Source organism: Carnobacterium sp. AT7 (assembly GCF_000171855.1).
GTDB classification, from domain to species: Bacteria; Bacillota; Bacilli; order Lactobacillales; family Carnobacteriaceae; genus Carnobacterium_B; species Carnobacterium_B jeotgali.
In genome coordinates this window covers 60,365-76,831 of sequence record NZ_ABHH01000011.1, presented here as the reverse complement: position 1 = coordinate 76,831, position 16,467 = coordinate 60,365, and the positions used below count along the sequence as shown (strand labels likewise).

The following is a 16,467-nucleotide window of genomic DNA, read 5'->3' as shown; positions in this document are numbered from 1 at the left end:
AAATGAAAAAAAATAAATTGATCAGTTTATTAGGTTTAACTGCAACATCTGCATTAGTTTTGGCAGCTTGTGGGAGCGGTAACGATGGGGAAAAAGCAAGTTCTGAAAACAAAGCATCTGGATCAGGTGAAGAACAAGTACTTAATTTAATTGAAAGTGCTGAATTGCCAAATATGGATTCTGCAAAATCAACCGACGTAGTAAGTGGAACTGTCTTAAACAACGTAAATGAAGGATTGTATCGTCAAAATCCAGAAAACGAATTAGAATTAGGGATGGCTGCAGAAGAACCTGAAGTTAGTGAAGATGGTTTAACGTACACTTTTAAAATTAAAGAAGATGCAGTTTGGTCTAATGGTGATCCTGTGACAGCCAATGATTTTATTTATGCTTGGGCTCGTTTAGCAACTCCTGAAACAGCTTCTGAGTACTCATATATGATTGATGGAGTCGTAAAAAATGCTACTGCAATCTTAGCTGGAGAGATGGAACCATCAGAATTAGGAGCAACAGCTGTTGATGATAAAACATTAGAAATTCAATTAGAAAAAGCTGTTCCTTATTTCAAAGATTTATTAACACTTCCAATGTTCTTGCCACAGAATGAAGCGTTTGTAACTGAACAAGGCGATAAGTATGCAACAAATAGTGATGCTGTACTTTATAATGGTCCTTTTGTCTTAGACGAATGGGATGGCACTGGCTTAAGCTGGGTATTAAACAAAAATGAAGATTATTGGGATAAAGATACTGTGAAGTTAGATACAATTAATGTTGACGTAGTTAAAGAAACTTCTACTTCCATCAACTTATACGACACGGGAGCAGTTGATCGTATTACTTTATCAGGTGAATATGTCCAAACAAAACAAGGCGATCCTGAATTGAAAACTCAACCAACTTCATCTGTTTTCTACTTTAAATTCAACCAAGAACGTAATGGTGAAGAAACATCTTTAGCTAATGAAAATATTCGTAAAGCAGTTTCAATGTCATATGATAAACAAGCCTTTGCAGATACTGTTCTTCAAAATGGTTCTATTCCAGCTAATGGGTTAGTTCCAGCAGAATTAGCTACTGATCCAGCTTCAGGAGAAGATTTCCGTAAACAAAGCGGTGATTTATCAACTTTTGATGTTAAACAAGCTCAAGAATATTGGGAAAAAGGACTAAAAGAATTGGGCGTTGATTCTCTAACATTAGAAATTTTAGGTGATGATTCTGAAAATTCTAAAAAAGCATTAGAATTTATGCAAGCACAATTAACGAGCAATCTTCCTGGATTGGAAATCAATCTAAGAAACGTACCGTTTAAAGTACGTTTAGAGGCTGATACAAAACAAGATTACGATATCGAAATGTCTGGTTGGGGCGCTGACTATGCAGATCCAATCAACTTCTTAGAATTGTTCCATTCAGAAAATGGAAACAATAAATCTAGCTACTCTAATGCTGATTACGATGCATTAGTTGAAAGTGCTCAAACGAACGTGTCTGATTTAGAAGGACGTTGGGAAGATATGTTAGAAGCTGAAAAAGTCTTGATGGAAACTGCTGGGATTGCACCTATCTATCAACGTGCTTACGCTGTTTTAGAAAAAGATTACCTTAAAGGATTCACTACTCACTTAACAGGTGCAGATAAGTCATTCAAATGGGCTTCAATTGAAGGAAAAGAATAATTTTTACAAAAAAGAGCGAATTCTTATTCGCTCTTTTTTTGTGTTTATTATGTGAGAACTATAAAATTACTATGAGAGTACACCGATACTCGTTTCTCTCTCTTTTAAATGATGATAAAATGAAGAAGTTATGAATAATTTATAATAAAAGTTTATTATGATTCATTAGGAGGAAATTAAGTGGAAAAGAAAAAATATCTTAAGTTAATGGGATTATCACTTGCTTCTGTTAGTTTATTAGCAGCATGTGGCGGAGATTCAGAAGAATCTAAAAAAGGGACTACAGGAAGCGACGGACAAGTATTGAACTTAGTTGAGTCAGCTGAATTACCAACAATGGATTCAGCATTAGCAACTGATGCTGTTAGTTTCAATGTAATGAACAATGTTAATGAAGGGTTATACCGTCAAGGACCAGATGGTGAACTTGTATTAGGAATGGCAGCAGAAGAACCAAAAGTTAGTGAAGATGGATTAACCTATACATTTAAAATTAGAGAAGACGCTGTATGGTCAAATGGGGACCCTGTGACAGCTAATGATTTTGTTTTCTCATGGAGACGCTTAGTAAATCCTGAAACAGCTGCAGAGTACTCTTATATGATTGATGGAGTCGTAAAAAATGCAACAGCTATTTTAACAGGTGAAATGGCACCAACTGAATTAGGTATTACAGCAACTGATGATAAAACATTAGAAATTCAATTAGAAAAAGCTGTTCCTTATTTTGAAAGTTTGACAACATTATCAATGTTCTTCCCACAAAATGAAGCTTATGTTACTGAACAAGGAGATGCTTACGCTTCAGATAGTGATCATGTTCTTTATAACGGACCATTTGTACTAGATGAATGGGATGGAACTGGCTTAAGCTGGGTAATGAATAAAAATGAAGATTACTGGGATGCAGATGCTGTTGAACTAGATGCAGTAAACATCGATGTCATCAAAGAAACGTCAACTGCTTTGAATTTATATGATACTGGTTCAATTGATCGTATGATATTATCAGGTGACTACGTTCAAACACAACAAGGTAATCCAGACTTAAAAACTCAACCAACATCTACTGTAGCATATCTTAAATTTAATCAAGAGCGTAATGGAGAAGAAACTGCTTTAGCAAACGAAAATATTCGTAAAGCGATAGCAATGGCGTTTGATAAACAAGCATACGTTGATACTGTTCTTCAAAATGGTTCTATTCCAGCTAATGGACTTGTACCAGAATCATTAGCAGTTGATCCAGCGACTGGTGAAGACTACCGTGAACAAAATGGAGACTTGCTAAAATTTGATAAAAAACAAGCTCAAGAATATTTTGCAAAAGGCTTACAAGAATTGGGAGTAGATTCTTTATCATTAGAAATTTTAAGTGACGATACAGAAAATGCTAAAAAATCAATTGAGTTTTTACAAGGACAATTAACACAAAACTTACCTGGTCTAGAAATTACATTAAGAAACGTGCCTTTCAAAGTGCGTCTAGATGCTAATAGTAATCAAGATTATGATATTCAATTATCTTTATGGGGAGCAGATTATGCTGATCCGATTAACTTCTTAGAATTATTCCAATCAGAGAACGGGAATAATAAATCTGGATACAACAGTGCAGATTATGATGCATTAATTGAAAGTGCTCAAACAAATGTAACTGATCTAGATTCACGTTGGGAAGATATGCTTGATGCAGAAAAAGTATTGATGGATGATGCTGGTATTGCACCAATTTATCAAAGAGCTTACGCTGTTTTAGAAAAAGACTATGTCAAAGATTTTACAACTTATTTAGTTGGGGCAGAATGGTCTCTAAAATGGACATCTGTAACAAAATAATTAATCCTTAAAAAAATGGGTATTAAATAAAAGAAAGAGTCTGGACAAAAGTCTAGGCTCTTTCTTTTTAAGCAATAATAAAATTTGCTGGGTGGATGATAGCAAAATTAAGATTAAGAAAACTTTTTTGAAAAAACAATGGTATAATTAATGAATAAACTAATTGGAGGCCAATATAATGGAAGAAAAAGAACTACAAATGTTAAAAGAATTGACTGATGCAAAAGGAATTGCAGGTAATGAAGGACAAGTCAGAGAAGTATTTGTAAAGTATGCAAAAGAAAATGCAGACAGCATCGTTTTTGATGGATTAGGTAGTGTGATTGCGAAAAGTGTTGGCGATAAAACCGGACCTAAAGTATTGTTTGCTGGTCACCTAGATGAAGTTGGTTTTATGGTAACTAAAATCACAGAAGAAGGTTTTATTAAGTTTCAAACGATTGGTGGTTGGTGGGCACAAGTTATGCTAGCTCAACAAGTTGAAATTACAACAACAAAAAATAAAACGATTCACGGTGTAACTGGTTGTAAACCACCACATGTCTTAACTGCTGAAGTACGTAATAAGGCTTATGATATTCAAGATATGTTTATTGATATTGGAGCTTCTTCTAGAGAGGAAGCGATGGAATGGGGCATTAAACCAGGTGATATGGTAACACCATATACTGAGTTTAGACGTTTAAATGGATCGAAATTTATCTTAGCAAAAGCTTGGGACAATCGTATTGGAACAGCGGTTACTTTGAAAGTATTAGAAAATTTAAAAGCTGAAGGACATCCCAATAAAGCATTTGCAGTCGGAAATGTACAAGAAGAAGTTGGGCTAAGAGGAGCAAAAACAGCGACCCATTTAGTGGATCCAGATATTGCCTTTGCACTTGATACGGGTACAGCGGGAGATACTCCAGGTATGACTGAAAAAGAAGCAGATTCTAAACTAGGAAAAGGGCCTCAAATCATCATTTATGACGCTTCTATGGTAGCTCACAAAGGGTTGCGTGACTTTGTTGTCACTATTGCAGAAGAACTAAATATTCCTTTCCAATATACTGTTATCGCTGGTGGAGGAACGGATGCAGGAAGTCAACACGTAAGTAAAAATGGTATACCAGCATTAGCAATTACTGTAGCAACACGTTATTTACATTCACATACTTCAGTTATCCATGAAGATGATTATTTAAATACGGTGAAATTAGTAACAGAAGTCATTAAACGATTAGATGCTAAAACAGTTGAAAAAATCAAATACGCTAATTAACAATAAAAATAAGCTGGAATGGATAGTGCAATTTTATGCAATTCAGCTTGTTTCTATTTTTGTTGAATCGTTTCTTTATGACAAATCAATGAATTTTTGACGAATCTTTATTAGATAAACTAGAATAACATTTCCTTTTAGCAAAATAACTAGTAAAATAACTAGTAATGATTCAATCAGAAAGGGGGGGAATAGGTGAAAAGAGCCAAAAAAAGAATTGCGGTAATAGGTGGAGGAATAACAGGGTTAGTTACTGCTTATCGAATTCAGCAACAAATTATAAAAGAACAGTTGCCTTTTGAGCTTGTCTTGCTAGAGTCGTCTTTAAAAATAGGCGGTAAAATCTATACCATGAAGGTAGAAGACAACTACTTTGATTTAGGAGCTGAATCTATTGATATCCGCTATCCTGAAGCGATGGAGCTCATTGAAGAATTGGGCCTTGCAGACCAATTGATCTATAGTGAAGGCAATAAACCTGATATCTTTTTTTATAATAAGTTACATAGTCTTGATTATCCAACCTATAAAGGCATTCCAGTAAGGAAAATGGATATCTGGAAAAATGATTTATTAACTTTTCACGGAAAAGTGGCTAGCTTTAAAGATAGTCTATTTCCTGTAAAACCCTTGGTAAAAGATATTGAAATGAGTCGGTATCTAAAAAGTAGGTTTGGAGAAGAATTGGTTGAACACATAGTTGAACCTTTTTTCTCTAAGATTTACGCTAGTGATTTAGATGAAATGGGAATCAAGTCTTCTAAAGAAGTTATTTATTCATTAGAGCAGAAATATGGCAATCTTTCAAAGGCGATTAAATATCATCCTGAGTTGTTAGATGGTTCTGGTAACTATGTTACTTTTCAAAAAGGGTTAGCCGTCTTGACAGATAAATTAATCGAAATCCTAAAACCTCATATTCAAACTAGCAAGAAAGTTTTTGAAATCAAGCAAGGCACTGAAGGTACGTATATTATAGATATCAACCGAAAAGAACAGGTGCGAGTTGGAGCCATTTCTATCGCAACACCTGTAACTGAATATTCAAAAATATTAAACAATGAAGTTTTTGGACAAGTATTTGATCAAGTTGAAACTGCATCTATCGGGTATATTTTGTTTAAGTTTAAAAAAGAAGCTATAAAAAATGAGCCAAAAGGATTTGGCGTAGTTACTCCAAGAAGAAGTGATTCTTTTGTCACGTCAATTGTATTTTTAAATAAAAAATGGTCATTTCTTAAAGATGAAGAAGATCTCTATATTGGTGTAAGTTTCGGTAGAAAAGGTGAAGACTTGCTTGTTTCTTTAAGCAATAAAGATATAGAAGAGTCAATTTTAAAAGACTTAGAAATTATACTTGGAATTACAGAAAAACCGATAAATCGTATTGTAAAACGATGGCCTAACGCGATACCGCAGTACACAGTAGATCAAGAAGAAAATATAAAAGAAATGATTGAATTACTGGCACATGACTATCCAGGAATATATATTTCTGGAATAGGACTAGAGGGTTTTGGCATCAATCAATGTATTGGTCAAGCGAATAAAGCGAGCAAAAAAATAGTTGATCATATAAAAAAACAAAATTGTATTTATGATAAATAAAATAGATTGTAAAAAATAAAAAAGACTCTTTTTAGAATTAAAAAAGGTCTTTTTTATTTTAAACTTTGTTTTGTTGGTGTAAGGTATGTTAGAGAAGATAAGATGAAATAGAAGAGAGGGAAGGGAAGAAAATGAAATTAACTGTATTAGGTTTTTGGGGTGGATATCCGACAAAGAACTCAGGTACAAGTTCTTATTTATTAGAAACAGAAAATTATCATCTATTAATCGATGCTGGAAGTGCTTCTTTGATTGCTTTAGAAAATCATCTAGACCCTTTAGAGTTGGATGCTGTTATTTTATCTCATTATCATTATGATCATATAGCTGATTTAGGTGTTTTACAATTCACACGTCAATTAAAACGGATGAAAAATAATCTTGAAAGAGCTTCAATGCTTCCTATTTATGGACACCAAGGTGATGACGAAAATTTTAAACGATTAACGATGGATCTTGTGAGTGAAGGGATAGCTTATCAGGAACAGCAAAAAATAACTATCGGTCCTTTTGAAATACAATTTATGAAAACTCTTCATCCTGTAGAATGTTATGCTATGAAGATTGTTGAAATGAAAACAGGTAAAACGTTAGTTTATACAGCAGATTCTGGTTATTTACCCGAATTTATTCCCTTTAGCAAAGATGCTGATATATTATTAGCTGATACAAATTTATTCAATGGAATGGAAAATCATCGTGTTCATATGGCCGCATCTGAAGTAGGCAGAATAGCCAAAGCCGCAGAGGTGAAAAAAGTTATTTTAACACATCTCCCACAAGTTGGCGATTTAGAATTATTGAAAGCTCAAGCAGTCAATGAAGCGCCAAAAACAGAAATAATAGTAGCGGAAAAAGATCTAACAATTGAGATTTGAGAATCATAACATAAAAGTTTAGAAATGAGGAAACGGAAAATGTATTATGTTAAAAATGTTCGTAATGGGAAAGAGATAACAGATCCCGCAATTAATCTAGCAATTGAATACCATTTATTAAACAACGTGGTATTAGATGAACCAATATTGCTTTTTTATATTAATGAACCGTCAATTATTATTGGTAGAAATCAAAATACGATTGAAGAAATTAATACAGACTATGTAGAAAAAAATAATATCCATATAGTTCGTCGTTTTTCAGGAGGTGGAGCTGTCTACCATGATTTTGGCGTTTTTTGTTTTTGTTTTATTACTAGTGATGATGGTGATTCGTTTCGTGATTTCGGTAAGTTTACAGATCCTATTATCGATTCTTTACACAAAATGGGAGTTGAAGGTGCTAAACTAGAAGGCAGAAATGACCTGTTAATCAATGGACAAAAATTCTCTGGGAATGCAATGTATTCAAAAAATGGCCGAATGACTGCCCATGGAACAATCATGTTTGATAGTGATATTGAAGAAGTTGTAAATGCTCTTAAAGTAAGAAAAGATAAAATTGAATCAAAAGGAATCAAATCCATTAGAAGCCGTGTGACCAATATAAAACCTTACTTATCTGATGACTATCAGTTTTTGAGTACAAAGGAATTTAGAGATCGTTTGTTGTTAAATATATTTGATGTTAATGATGCTGCAGATGTTAAGGAATACCAATTAACGAATAATGATTGGGAGCAAATTGAACAACTTTCTAAAGATTACTTTAGCAATTGGGATTGGAATTATGGGAAATCACCAAAATTTGAATTGGTTCGTCGTCATCGTTTTTCAATCGGTTCTGTTGAGTTTAAAATGAATGTAGACAAAGGCTTTATTCAAGATATTCGTATTTTCGGAGATTTCTTTGGTTTAGGAGATATTTCTGATGTGGAAGAGGTATTGAATGGCACTAAATATGATGTGACTTCTATTAGCGATGCTTTAGAAGCTATAAATGTTAAAAATTATTTTGGAAATATTACAAAAGAAGAACTAGTACATTTAATTTATTAAAAAAAAGCGAAACAGATAGAATTGTTATTCTGTCTGTTTCGCTTTTTTTTATCTTCTTTTTCTTCCTAAACCGGTAGCGTTTCTCATTTTTAGAAGTGTTTTATTAGCTACTAAGTTTGCTTTGATTGCACCGTCATCCAAAATTGAATCCAACTCATCTGAGTTAAGCAACGCATCATGTTTGATTTGAATGGGCTCTAGAACAGCCACAATTGCTTCACCGAGGTCCTCTTTGAATTGACCGTATCCGCTATTTTGATAACGCTCTACCAGTTCAGCGATACTAAAATTGGTAAATGAAGCATAAATTGTTAATAAATTAGAGATACCAGGTTTATTTTCAGGATCGTATTCGATAATTCCGCTAGAATCCGTCACAGCGCTCTTGATTTTTTTACGAATGATTGCGGGCTCATCTAACATTGAAATGAAACTTTTTTTATTCGTATCAGATTTACTCATTTTTTTCAGAGGGTCTTGCAAACTCATGATACGACCACCAGATTTTGGTATTTTTACTTCTGGCATAGTAAGCAATTCATTGCCATTGCCGTATTTATTATTAAAACGAGTAACAAAATCGCGGGTTAGTTCTAAGTGTTGTTTTTGATCATCTCCAACAGGGACTAAGTTAGATTGATAAAGAACAATATCGGCAACCATTAAAGGAGGATAAGTTAATAAACCAACCGAAACACCAGACCGACTATTTTTTGCAGATTTATCTTTGAATTGTGTCATTCGTTCTAATTCTCCGATATTTGTATTGCATTGAACAATCCAAGCAGCTTCAGCATGTGCAGAAACTTCTGATTGAATGAAAATAATGGCTTTAGCTGGATCTAATCCGATAGCTACGTATAATGCAGCAAGACTTTTTGTTTGTTGTCTAAGTTTTGCCGGCTCTTGTTCTACAGTAATTGCATGTTCGTCAACAATACAGAAGTAACTCGTATAATGTTCTTGTAAATCTATAAATTGTTTCATTGCGCCAATGTAATTTCCAATAGTGGGAGTTCCACTGGGCTGAATACCTGAAAAAATTGTTTCCATTTTTCTACACCCCTTATTTCTAAGTACATGAGTACTATTATACGTTATTTTTTAATGGATTAAAGTCTTTGTTGAGAATGCGAACCAAATAATTATCTTTCTATAAGATAATAAGCTAATAAAGTAAGCAAACAAACTGCTAATAATGCTGAACCGACTTTTAAAAAGAAGCTATACCCTTTGCCGATTACTTTTGAAAGTGGTTTAATAGTGAATTCTTCATCGGAATGTCTACTATTTCGTATATTAAAAGCAAATTTTCGCATACTATAATTAAAAAAATCAAAAAAACCAGATGAAAAAGATGCGCCAAAAAGACCTATAATGAGAAATAGGGAGGCTCCATAAAAAGTTAAATTTGTAGTATGATAAAATGACAGCTCTTTATAGATAATCAGTTCAATGAATAAACATAAAAGGAGCGACACCATAAAGACGCGGATAGGTGTTATTTTTTGTTTCACTGTTTTTCCTCCTTAAGAGTATATATGCACTAGTGCTAAATTATATTATATAGGAATACTATGAAAAATGTATGAATATATTTAAAGAGAGATAAATGAACATCTTGCCAAAATGTACCCGTATTATCGTTGTTTTCTAATCTAATTATAATTTTCCAGTAAAATATCATAGCATAATTCAAAAAAGTTTTGCAATATTGCTTTTGACAAGCTATTCTATATAGTATATTCTTTTTTGTAGGAGAATTAAAATTAAAATTATTGGAGGTGCTCTAATCGATGAAAAGTTATGCGAAATTTTTAGGAAAACGTGTATTATACATGTTATTGACATTATTTTTAATTGCATCGATTACTTTCTTCTTAATGAAACTTTTACCAGGTACTCCATATAGTAACCAGGATAAACTTTCAGAAGAACAAATCTATATTATGAATGAACAATATGGATTGAATGAACCAGTTCCGGTTCAGTATTTAGTGTATATCGGAGGATTACTTCAAGGAGATTTAGGAGTGTCATTCCAATTTAGCAATACTCCAGTAACAAAACTTCTATCTACGCGTATAGGTCCGTCCTTGCAGCTAGGTATACAAGCCGTTGCACTAGGGACGATACTTGGTATTGTGTTAGGTGTAATAGCAGCAATGTATCAAAATACTTGGATTGATACGCTTGCAACTTTTTCAGCTATTTTAGGAAGATCTATTCCTAACTTTGTTATAGCTGTTCTGTTGCAATTAATATTTGGGGTATATTTACAATGGTTCCCAATCGCTTTATGGGATGGCGGATTCAGTTCATCTGTTCTTCCTACATTAGCATTAGCAATCTCCCCACTAGCAGACTCAGCTCGTTTTATTAGAACTGAGATGGTAGATGTCTTAAGTAGTGATTATGTTGAGTTAGCAAGAGCAAAAGGGTTAAGCAGATGGACAGTGGCATTTAAGCATGGTGTTCGTAATGCTTTGATTCCATTAGTAACAATCTTAGGGCCTATGGCTGTTGGTTTAATGACAGGTTCAATGGTTGTAGAAAATATCTATGCTATTCCTGGTATTGGTGAACAATTCGTTAAATCAATCATGACAAATGATTACCCAACTATTATGGGTGTAACTATTCTTTATTCAGCTATGCTTGTATTTATTATTTTAGTTGTAGATATTTTATACGGAGTAATTGATCCGCGTATTCGTGTTTCTACTGAAGGAGGGGACAAATAATGCATAAACAAGAAAATACTCCTGTTGCAGATGAATTAAAAAATCTGTCTCCTGATATGTTTGCTCCAGCTACTGAGTCAAGTATGGTAGATAATGAAAAAATTGCAGCACCTTCATTAAGCTTTATACAAGACTCATGGAGAAGATTGAAAAAAAATAAAGCAGCTGTTGTTAGTCTGTTTGTTCTGATAATTATGATTATTCTTACAGTTGCAGCACCAATTGTTGCACCTCATGATCCAAATGTTCAAACAGTAGAGTTTGCAAGTTTGCCACCTAAAATTCCAGGAATCGGTATCGACGGTTTAAATGGAACTCAAAAAGTTGGAGAAAACCGTGTAGACAAATATGCTGAAAAAAATGTTCCAGAAGATCAATACTATATTTTAGGTACAGATAGTTTAGGTCGTGATTTACTTTCACGTATTCTTTATGGTACTCGAGTATCGTTAATTATCGCTTTTGTAGCAGCACTATTTGATTTAACTATAGGTGTAACTTATGGTTTAGTTTCAGGATGGTGTGGTGGAAGAATTGATAACTTCATGCAACGTGTCTTAGAAGTTCTTTCTGGTGTTCCCAATCTAGTTGTCGTTATCTTGATGCTATTGGTATTGAAACCAGGAATCACATCTATTATTATTGCTTTAGCTATTACTGGGTGGATTTCAATGGCCAGGGTAGTCAGGGCACAAACGTTAAAATTAAAAAATCAAGAATATATTTTAGCTGCTCGTACTTTGGGCGAATCACCACTTAAAATTGCATTTAAACATTTAATTCCAAACTTATCTGGTGTTATCATTATTCAAACAATGTTCTCAATTCCTTCTGCCATTTTCTTCGAAGCTTTCTTAAGTTTCATCGGTATAGGGATTCCAGCACCAACTGCTTCATTAGGAACATTGATTAATGACGGATACAAAACTTTCCGCTTCCTACCTCATTTAATGTGGTATCCAGCAGCAGTTATTTGTATTTTGATGATATCATTTAACTTATTAGCCGATGGTCTGCGTGATGCATTTGATCCAAAAATGAAAGATTAGCGAGGTGAAAACGAATGAGTAATGTATTAGAAGTTAAAGATTTGGAAATTACATTCGACACCTATGCTGGTAAAGTAAAAGCTATCCGCGGTGTCAGTTTTGATTTAAAAAAAGGTGAAACGCTAGCAATTGTAGGAGAATCCGGTTCTGGGAAATCTGTTACAACGCGTAGCATCATGCGTTTGTTATCACAAAATGCAAATGTTGAGAATGGTGAAATTCTATTTAATGGTGAAGATCTTATTAAAAAATCTGAAAAAGAAATGCAAGGTATTCGTGGTAAAGAAATTGCAATGATTTTTCAAGATCCGATGACTTCTCTAAATCCAACAATGACAATTGGTAAACAAATTTCTGAACCCATTCGATTGCATCAAAAATTAAGTAAAGATGATGCGAGAAAAAGAGCTTTAGAACTATTGAACTTAGTAGGTTTACCAGATGCAGAAAGACGTATGAAACAATATCCTCACCAATTTTCTGGTGGACAAAGACAACGTATTGTTATTGCTATTGCTCTTGCATGTAACCCTGAGGTATTAATTGCCGATGAGCCAACAACAGCATTAGATGTAACTATCCAAGCTCAAATTTTAGATTTAATGAAAGAATTGCAAAAGAAAATTGCTACATCTATTATCTTTATTACCCATGATTTAGGTGTAGTTGCTAACGTAGCTGATCGTGTTGCAGTAATGTATGCAGGTAAAATTGTAGAAATTGGAACAGTAGATGAAATATTCTATAATCCTCAACACCCATATACATGGGGATTGATCAGTTCTATGCCGACATTAGAAATTACTGAAACATTGTATGCTATTCCTGGAACACCACCAGATTTATTGGATCCTCCAAAAGGAGATGCATTTGCTCCACGTAATGCATTTGCAATGAAAATTGATACAGAATTAGAACCACCGTATTTTAAAGTTTCTGAAACACACTTAGCTTCAACATGGTTATTGCATCCGGATGCACCTGCAGTTGAGCCACCACCAGAAATTAAAGCGCGTCAAAAAATTTACGAAGAAAAATTTGCCCCAAAATATGCTAAGACTCAAGTCAAAGGAGGGGTAAACTAAATGGAAAATAGAGAAAAAATCTTAGAAGTTAAAGGTCTGAAACAGTACTTCAATAAAGGTACAAAAAATGAAGTTCGTGCAGTTGATGATGTTACTTTTGATATTTATAAAGGTGAAACTTTTGGTTTAGTTGGTGAATCTGGTTCAGGTAAATCAACAACAGGTCGTTCAATTATTCGTTTGTATGATCCGACAGCTGGAGAAATTGATTTTGAAGGCACAAAAGTTCATGATATAACTGGTAAAAAAGATATGTTGAAATTTAGAAGAGAAATGCAAATGATTTTCCAAGATCCTTATGCATCTTTAAATCCTAAAATGAAAGTCCGTGATATCATTGCTGAAGGTATTGATATCCATGGATTAGCTAGTTCTACTGAGGACAGAAACCAACAAGTTGATGATTTATTGAAAACGGTTGGTTTGAATCCAGATCATGCTTCACGTTACCCGCATGAATTTTCAGGTGGACAACGCCAACGTATCGGAATTGCTAGAGCTTTAGCAGTTAAGCCTAAGTTTATCATCGCCGATGAACCAATATCTGCATTGGATGTTTCTATCCAAGCACAAGTAGTAAACTTATTGATGGAATTGCAAAAAACTCAAAATTTAACATTTTTGTTTATTGCCCATGACTTATCAATGGTTAAATACATTAGTGATCGTATCGGTGTAATGAATACGGGTAAATTGCTTGAATTAGCTCCTGCTGATGAAGTATACAACACGCCTTTACATCCTTATACGGAAAGTTTATTGTCTGCTGTACCTTTACCAGATCCTGAATACGAACGCAATCGTGTCCGTACTCCTTATATTCCTCGTGAATCAAATGGAGAACCAGAAGAGCTACGTGAAATTTCTCCTGGACACTTTGTTTATTGTAGAGAATCTGATATAGCAGCTTTAAAAGAAAAAAAAGCAAATTACAAAAAATAAAATAAAAAGAAGCTATAGATTCAACAGTCATGTTGAATCTAGGCTCTATGTCAAATAGTGTTGGTGAGTAAACTATCCAATTAAATAAAAGTTAAGGTGGAGGTTTTAAGAAGATGATTTCTTAAAGCCTTCATTTTTTATTTTGTGTAGTACAAGACAGCAGGATGCGATTACGAAAACTCGGCTCTTCGTCAAATGGTGTGGCTGCTTCTAAAACTTCTTTCGGAATAGACGGATTTGCTTGAAAGTTCTTAAGCCTAAAGTCTTAAGGACTTTCAAGCCTCAAACACAGCTTAATCGCTAAAGCGTTAAAGCGTTAAAGCTGTGTCATTCACATTGAATACTTTACAGGGCTACAAGCAATCCTATTCCTCCAGAATGTTAAGCATGAACTAAATTCATCTATCAACACTAAAAAGTATAGAGCCTTAAAAAAAATGGTGTTAGTTCAATAAGATGAAATGTTCTCAAAAAGAAGGATTATGCTTGTAAAAGGCTACTGGTACTTCCTAGACTGAAGTTGTGATACAGATAAGGTAACTCTAGTTAGCAGTGACTAAGGTGCTTCATTTTAGGTTTTAGAACGGTTATAGGCTAACCCATTCTCTAATAGTTTTGTGCACTAGGCTTAACTAAGTTGAAAAATTCTTGCATTAAAAAAATGTTTACTTTCAAACAAAATATTATTTGTAATGAATTCTTATTTGCATTAATTATCATTGGTCTTATTCTGAGATAAACGTTGTTAAATAAAGGTTTCTAATATGAAAAGATGAACTGCAGAAAAAAACAATCTGTAAAATTAATGTAAATTTTACTATAAAGTGACAAAAAGATGGCAAAAGGGGTAGTATTTTCAAAATGAATGTTTTATAATAAACTTGTAAGGCATTTCATAGTTTCATTAACAATCCTCAATTTTTTTGAACAATCTATCTGATTAAAAAAGGAGAGAATAACATATGGTAACTTTATATACATCGCCTAGTTGTACATCATGTCGTAAAGCCAGAGCTTGGTTAGAAGAAAATGGTATTACTTATAATGAAAGAAATATCTTCTCAGAACCATTGACGATCGGTGAAATTAAGTCTATTTTAAGAATGACTGAAGACGGCACAGAAGAAATCATTTCGACTCGTTCTAAAGTATTCCAAGAACTGAATGTCGATTTAGATGATTTACCTTTAAATGAAATGTTTGATTTAATTCAAGAAAATCCAGGTCTTCTACGTCGACCAATTATGGTAGATGAAAAAAGACTGCAAGTAGGCTATAACGAAGATGAAATTCGTCGTTTCTTGCCTCGCGAAGTAAGAGCACTTGAATTGAAACAAGCTCAACTTATAGTAGGTTATTAATAATAGTTCAAAACTACGCATCTGGAAGGTGTTGTAGTTTTTTTTTGGCACTTTTAACTTTACATTTAATTTATTTCCTTTAGAATGGTTATATAGATTATTCATAAGTTAAACTGCTTTTTAACTATGAAGAAGAGAAATGAGGTGTAGGACTATGGAAATGGAACATATTAATGAAAACACCATACGAGTATTAATTGAGAACGCTGATTTAGAAGAAAGAGGCGTAACCTTTTTAGACCTTTTAGGAAATCATAAACAAATTGAAAATTTCTTTTATAGTATTTTAGAAGAAGTAGATGTAGAAGAACAGTTCCATGAATCTGATGCCATTACATTTCAAGTACTGCCAAGTGGAACCGGCTTAGAATTGTTTATTAGTAAAGGTGGTCCAATAAACGATCAGTTAGAATTTTCTTCAGCATCTGAGAATCTTAATTCAGATGAATTTTCTCAATATATAAAAAAACAAATGGTACAAAATTTAAATAAATCTGAAAAAGAAGCTGAAATTGAACATTTTGAAGATGAAACACAAGAAGTTGTTTTAAGGTTAAATGAGTTTGAAGATATGATTGAATTGGCTAAAATGATGCATTTAGACAATGCGTTATCTAATCTATATCTGTATAAAGAAAGATATTATTTAAATTTAGTCTTTTTCATTGATGAAATGACTGAAAGAAGTGCTGATGAAGAAATCGCACTTGCACTAGAGTTTGCTGAAAAGACACCAGTTACTCAAGGAATCTTAGAAGAGCATGGCAAAATGATCATGGAGAAAAAGGCACTTGAATTAACACGTCACTATTTTAAATAAATTCACTAATATAGTTTGAAAAGATCAAAGAAAGAATTACTTTCTTTGATCTTTTTTAGTTTTTTCATCAAATAGTGTGGATAGAATAAAATAAATTTCTTCCGGAATAGACGGGTTTGCTTGTGGAGAGCCATGG

General features: G+C 33.4%; 14 protein-coding genes. 12 read left to right on the top strand and 2 right to left on the bottom strand.

Going from position 1 to position 16,467, the window contains the following annotated elements:
• Positions 1-2 precede the first annotated feature (2 nt).
• The 6 genes from CAT7_RS05990 (at position 3) to CAT7_RS05965 (ending at position 8,330) form a co-directional block, all read left to right on the top strand.
• Positions 3-1,682 carry a peptide ABC transporter substrate-binding protein gene (locus CAT7_RS05990; RefSeq protein WP_007723171.1) on the top strand — a complete coding sequence of 560 codons (1,680 nt, stop codon included), beginning with the start codon at positions 3-5 and terminating at the stop codon, positions 1,680-1,682.
• A 180-nt stretch (positions 1,683-1,862) separates the two neighbouring features.
• Positions 1,863-3,521: a peptide ABC transporter substrate-binding protein gene (locus CAT7_RS05985; protein WP_007723170.1), complete on the top strand. Its 1,659-nt coding sequence runs from the start codon at positions 1,863-1,865 to the stop codon at positions 3,519-3,521.
• 178 nt (positions 3,522-3,699) lie between these two features.
• Positions 3,700-4,785 (top strand): M42 family metallopeptidase, encoded by a 1,086-nt coding sequence (locus tag CAT7_RS05980; protein ID WP_007723169.1) that lies wholly within the window; start codon positions 3,700-3,702, stop codon positions 4,783-4,785.
• A gap of 195 nt (positions 4,786-4,980) precedes the next feature.
• Positions 4,981-6,393: a protoporphyrinogen oxidase gene (hemG, locus tag CAT7_RS05975; RefSeq protein WP_007723168.1), complete on the top strand. Its 1,413-nt coding sequence runs from the start codon at positions 4,981-4,983 to the stop codon at positions 6,391-6,393.
• Positions 6,394-6,524: 131 nt separating this feature from the next.
• The gene (locus CAT7_RS05970) at positions 6,525-7,271 is read left to right on the top strand and encodes an MBL fold metallo-hydrolase (protein WP_007723167.1); all 747 of its coding nucleotides are present in this window, start codon (positions 6,525-6,527) and stop codon (positions 7,269-7,271) included.
• A 39-nt stretch (positions 7,272-7,310) separates the two neighbouring features.
• Positions 7,311-8,330: a lipoate--protein ligase gene (locus CAT7_RS05965; RefSeq protein ID WP_007723166.1), complete on the top strand. Its 1,020-nt coding sequence runs from the start codon at positions 7,311-7,313 to the stop codon at positions 8,328-8,330.
• Positions 8,331-8,378: 48 nt separating this feature from the next.
• Here CAT7_RS05965 and trpS read toward each other — a convergent pair whose 3' ends face one another.
• Together trpS and CAT7_RS05955 are read right to left on the bottom strand one after the other, a co-directional pair.
• Positions 8,379-9,383 (bottom strand): tryptophan--tRNA ligase, encoded by a 1,005-nt coding sequence (gene trpS, locus CAT7_RS05960; RefSeq protein WP_007723165.1) that lies wholly within the window; start codon positions 9,381-9,383, stop codon positions 8,379-8,381.
• 92 nt (positions 9,384-9,475) lie between these two features.
• The gene (locus CAT7_RS05955; RefSeq protein ID WP_007723164.1) at positions 9,476-9,847 is read right to left on the bottom strand and encodes a DUF3899 domain-containing protein; all 372 of its coding nucleotides are present in this window, start codon (positions 9,845-9,847) and stop codon (positions 9,476-9,478) included.
• Positions 9,848-10,126: 279 nt separating this feature from the next.
• On the opposite strand from CAT7_RS05955, the gene opp3b reads away from it, so the two are divergent.
• The 6 genes from opp3b (at position 10,127) to CAT7_RS05925 (ending at position 16,331) form a co-directional block, all read left to right on the top strand.
• Entirely contained in the window at positions 10,127-11,074 is a 948-nt protein-coding gene (gene opp3b, locus CAT7_RS05950) for an oligopeptide ABC transporter permease (RefSeq protein ID WP_007723162.1), read from the top strand.
• Entirely contained in the window at positions 11,074-12,123 is a 1,050-nt protein-coding gene (gene opp3C, locus CAT7_RS05945) for an oligopeptide ABC transporter permease (protein WP_007723156.1), read from the top strand. The genes opp3b and opp3C overlap by 1 nt, the downstream gene beginning before the upstream one ends.
• Positions 12,124-12,137: 14 nt before the next feature.
• Positions 12,138-13,208, top strand: coding sequence for an ABC transporter ATP-binding protein (locus CAT7_RS05940; protein WP_007723154.1), 1,071 nt, complete (start codon positions 12,138-12,140; stop codon positions 13,206-13,208).
• Positions 13,209-14,150, top strand: coding sequence for an ABC transporter ATP-binding protein (locus CAT7_RS05935; RefSeq protein WP_007723153.1), 942 nt, complete (start codon positions 13,209-13,211; stop codon positions 14,148-14,150). It abuts the gene before it with no gap.
• A 962-nt stretch (positions 14,151-15,112) separates the two neighbouring features.
• Positions 15,113-15,511 carry a transcriptional regulator SpxA gene (spxA, locus tag CAT7_RS05930; protein WP_007723151.1) on the top strand — a complete coding sequence of 133 codons (399 nt, stop codon included), beginning with the start codon at positions 15,113-15,115 and terminating at the stop codon, positions 15,509-15,511.
• 154 nt (positions 15,512-15,665) lie between these two features.
• Positions 15,666-16,331 carry an adaptor protein MecA gene (locus CAT7_RS05925; RefSeq protein ID WP_007723148.1) on the top strand — a complete coding sequence of 222 codons (666 nt, stop codon included), beginning with the start codon at positions 15,666-15,668 and terminating at the stop codon, positions 16,329-16,331.
• Positions 16,332-16,467 lie beyond the last annotated feature (136 nt).

Bases quoted from the DNA above. Each gene is read 5' to 3' on its own strand.
- opp3C (WP_007723156.1), top strand. From the start codon at position 11,074: ATGCATAAACAAGAAAATACTCCTGTTGCAGATGAATTAAAAAATCTG.
- CAT7_RS05940 (WP_007723154.1), top strand. From the start codon at position 12,138: ATGAGTAATGTATTAGAAGTTAAAGATTTGGAAATTACATTCGACACC.
- CAT7_RS05990 (WP_007723171.1), top strand. From the start codon at position 3: ATGAAAAAAAATAAATTGATCAGTTTATTAGGTTTAACTGCAACATCT.
- CAT7_RS05980 (WP_007723169.1), top strand. From the start codon at position 3,700: ATGGAAGAAAAAGAACTACAAATGTTAAAAGAATTGACTGATGCAAAA.
- spxA (WP_007723151.1), top strand. From the start codon at position 15,113: ATGGTAACTTTATATACATCGCCTAGTTGTACATCATGTCGTAAAGCC.
- trpS (WP_007723165.1), bottom strand. From the start codon at position 9,383: ATGGAAACAATTTTTTCAGGTATTCAGCCCAGTGGAACTCCCACTATT.
- CAT7_RS05965 (WP_007723166.1), top strand. From the start codon at position 7,311: ATGTATTATGTTAAAAATGTTCGTAATGGGAAAGAGATAACAGATCCC.
- CAT7_RS05970 (WP_007723167.1), top strand. From the start codon at position 6,525: ATGAAATTAACTGTATTAGGTTTTTGGGGTGGATATCCGACAAAGAAC.
- CAT7_RS05935 (WP_007723153.1), top strand. From the start codon at position 13,209: ATGGAAAATAGAGAAAAAATCTTAGAAGTTAAAGGTCTGAAACAGTAC.
- opp3b (WP_007723162.1), top strand. From the start codon at position 10,127: ATGAAAAGTTATGCGAAATTTTTAGGAAAACGTGTATTATACATGTTA.
- CAT7_RS05925 (WP_007723148.1), top strand. From the start codon at position 15,666: ATGGAAATGGAACATATTAATGAAAACACCATACGAGTATTAATTGAG.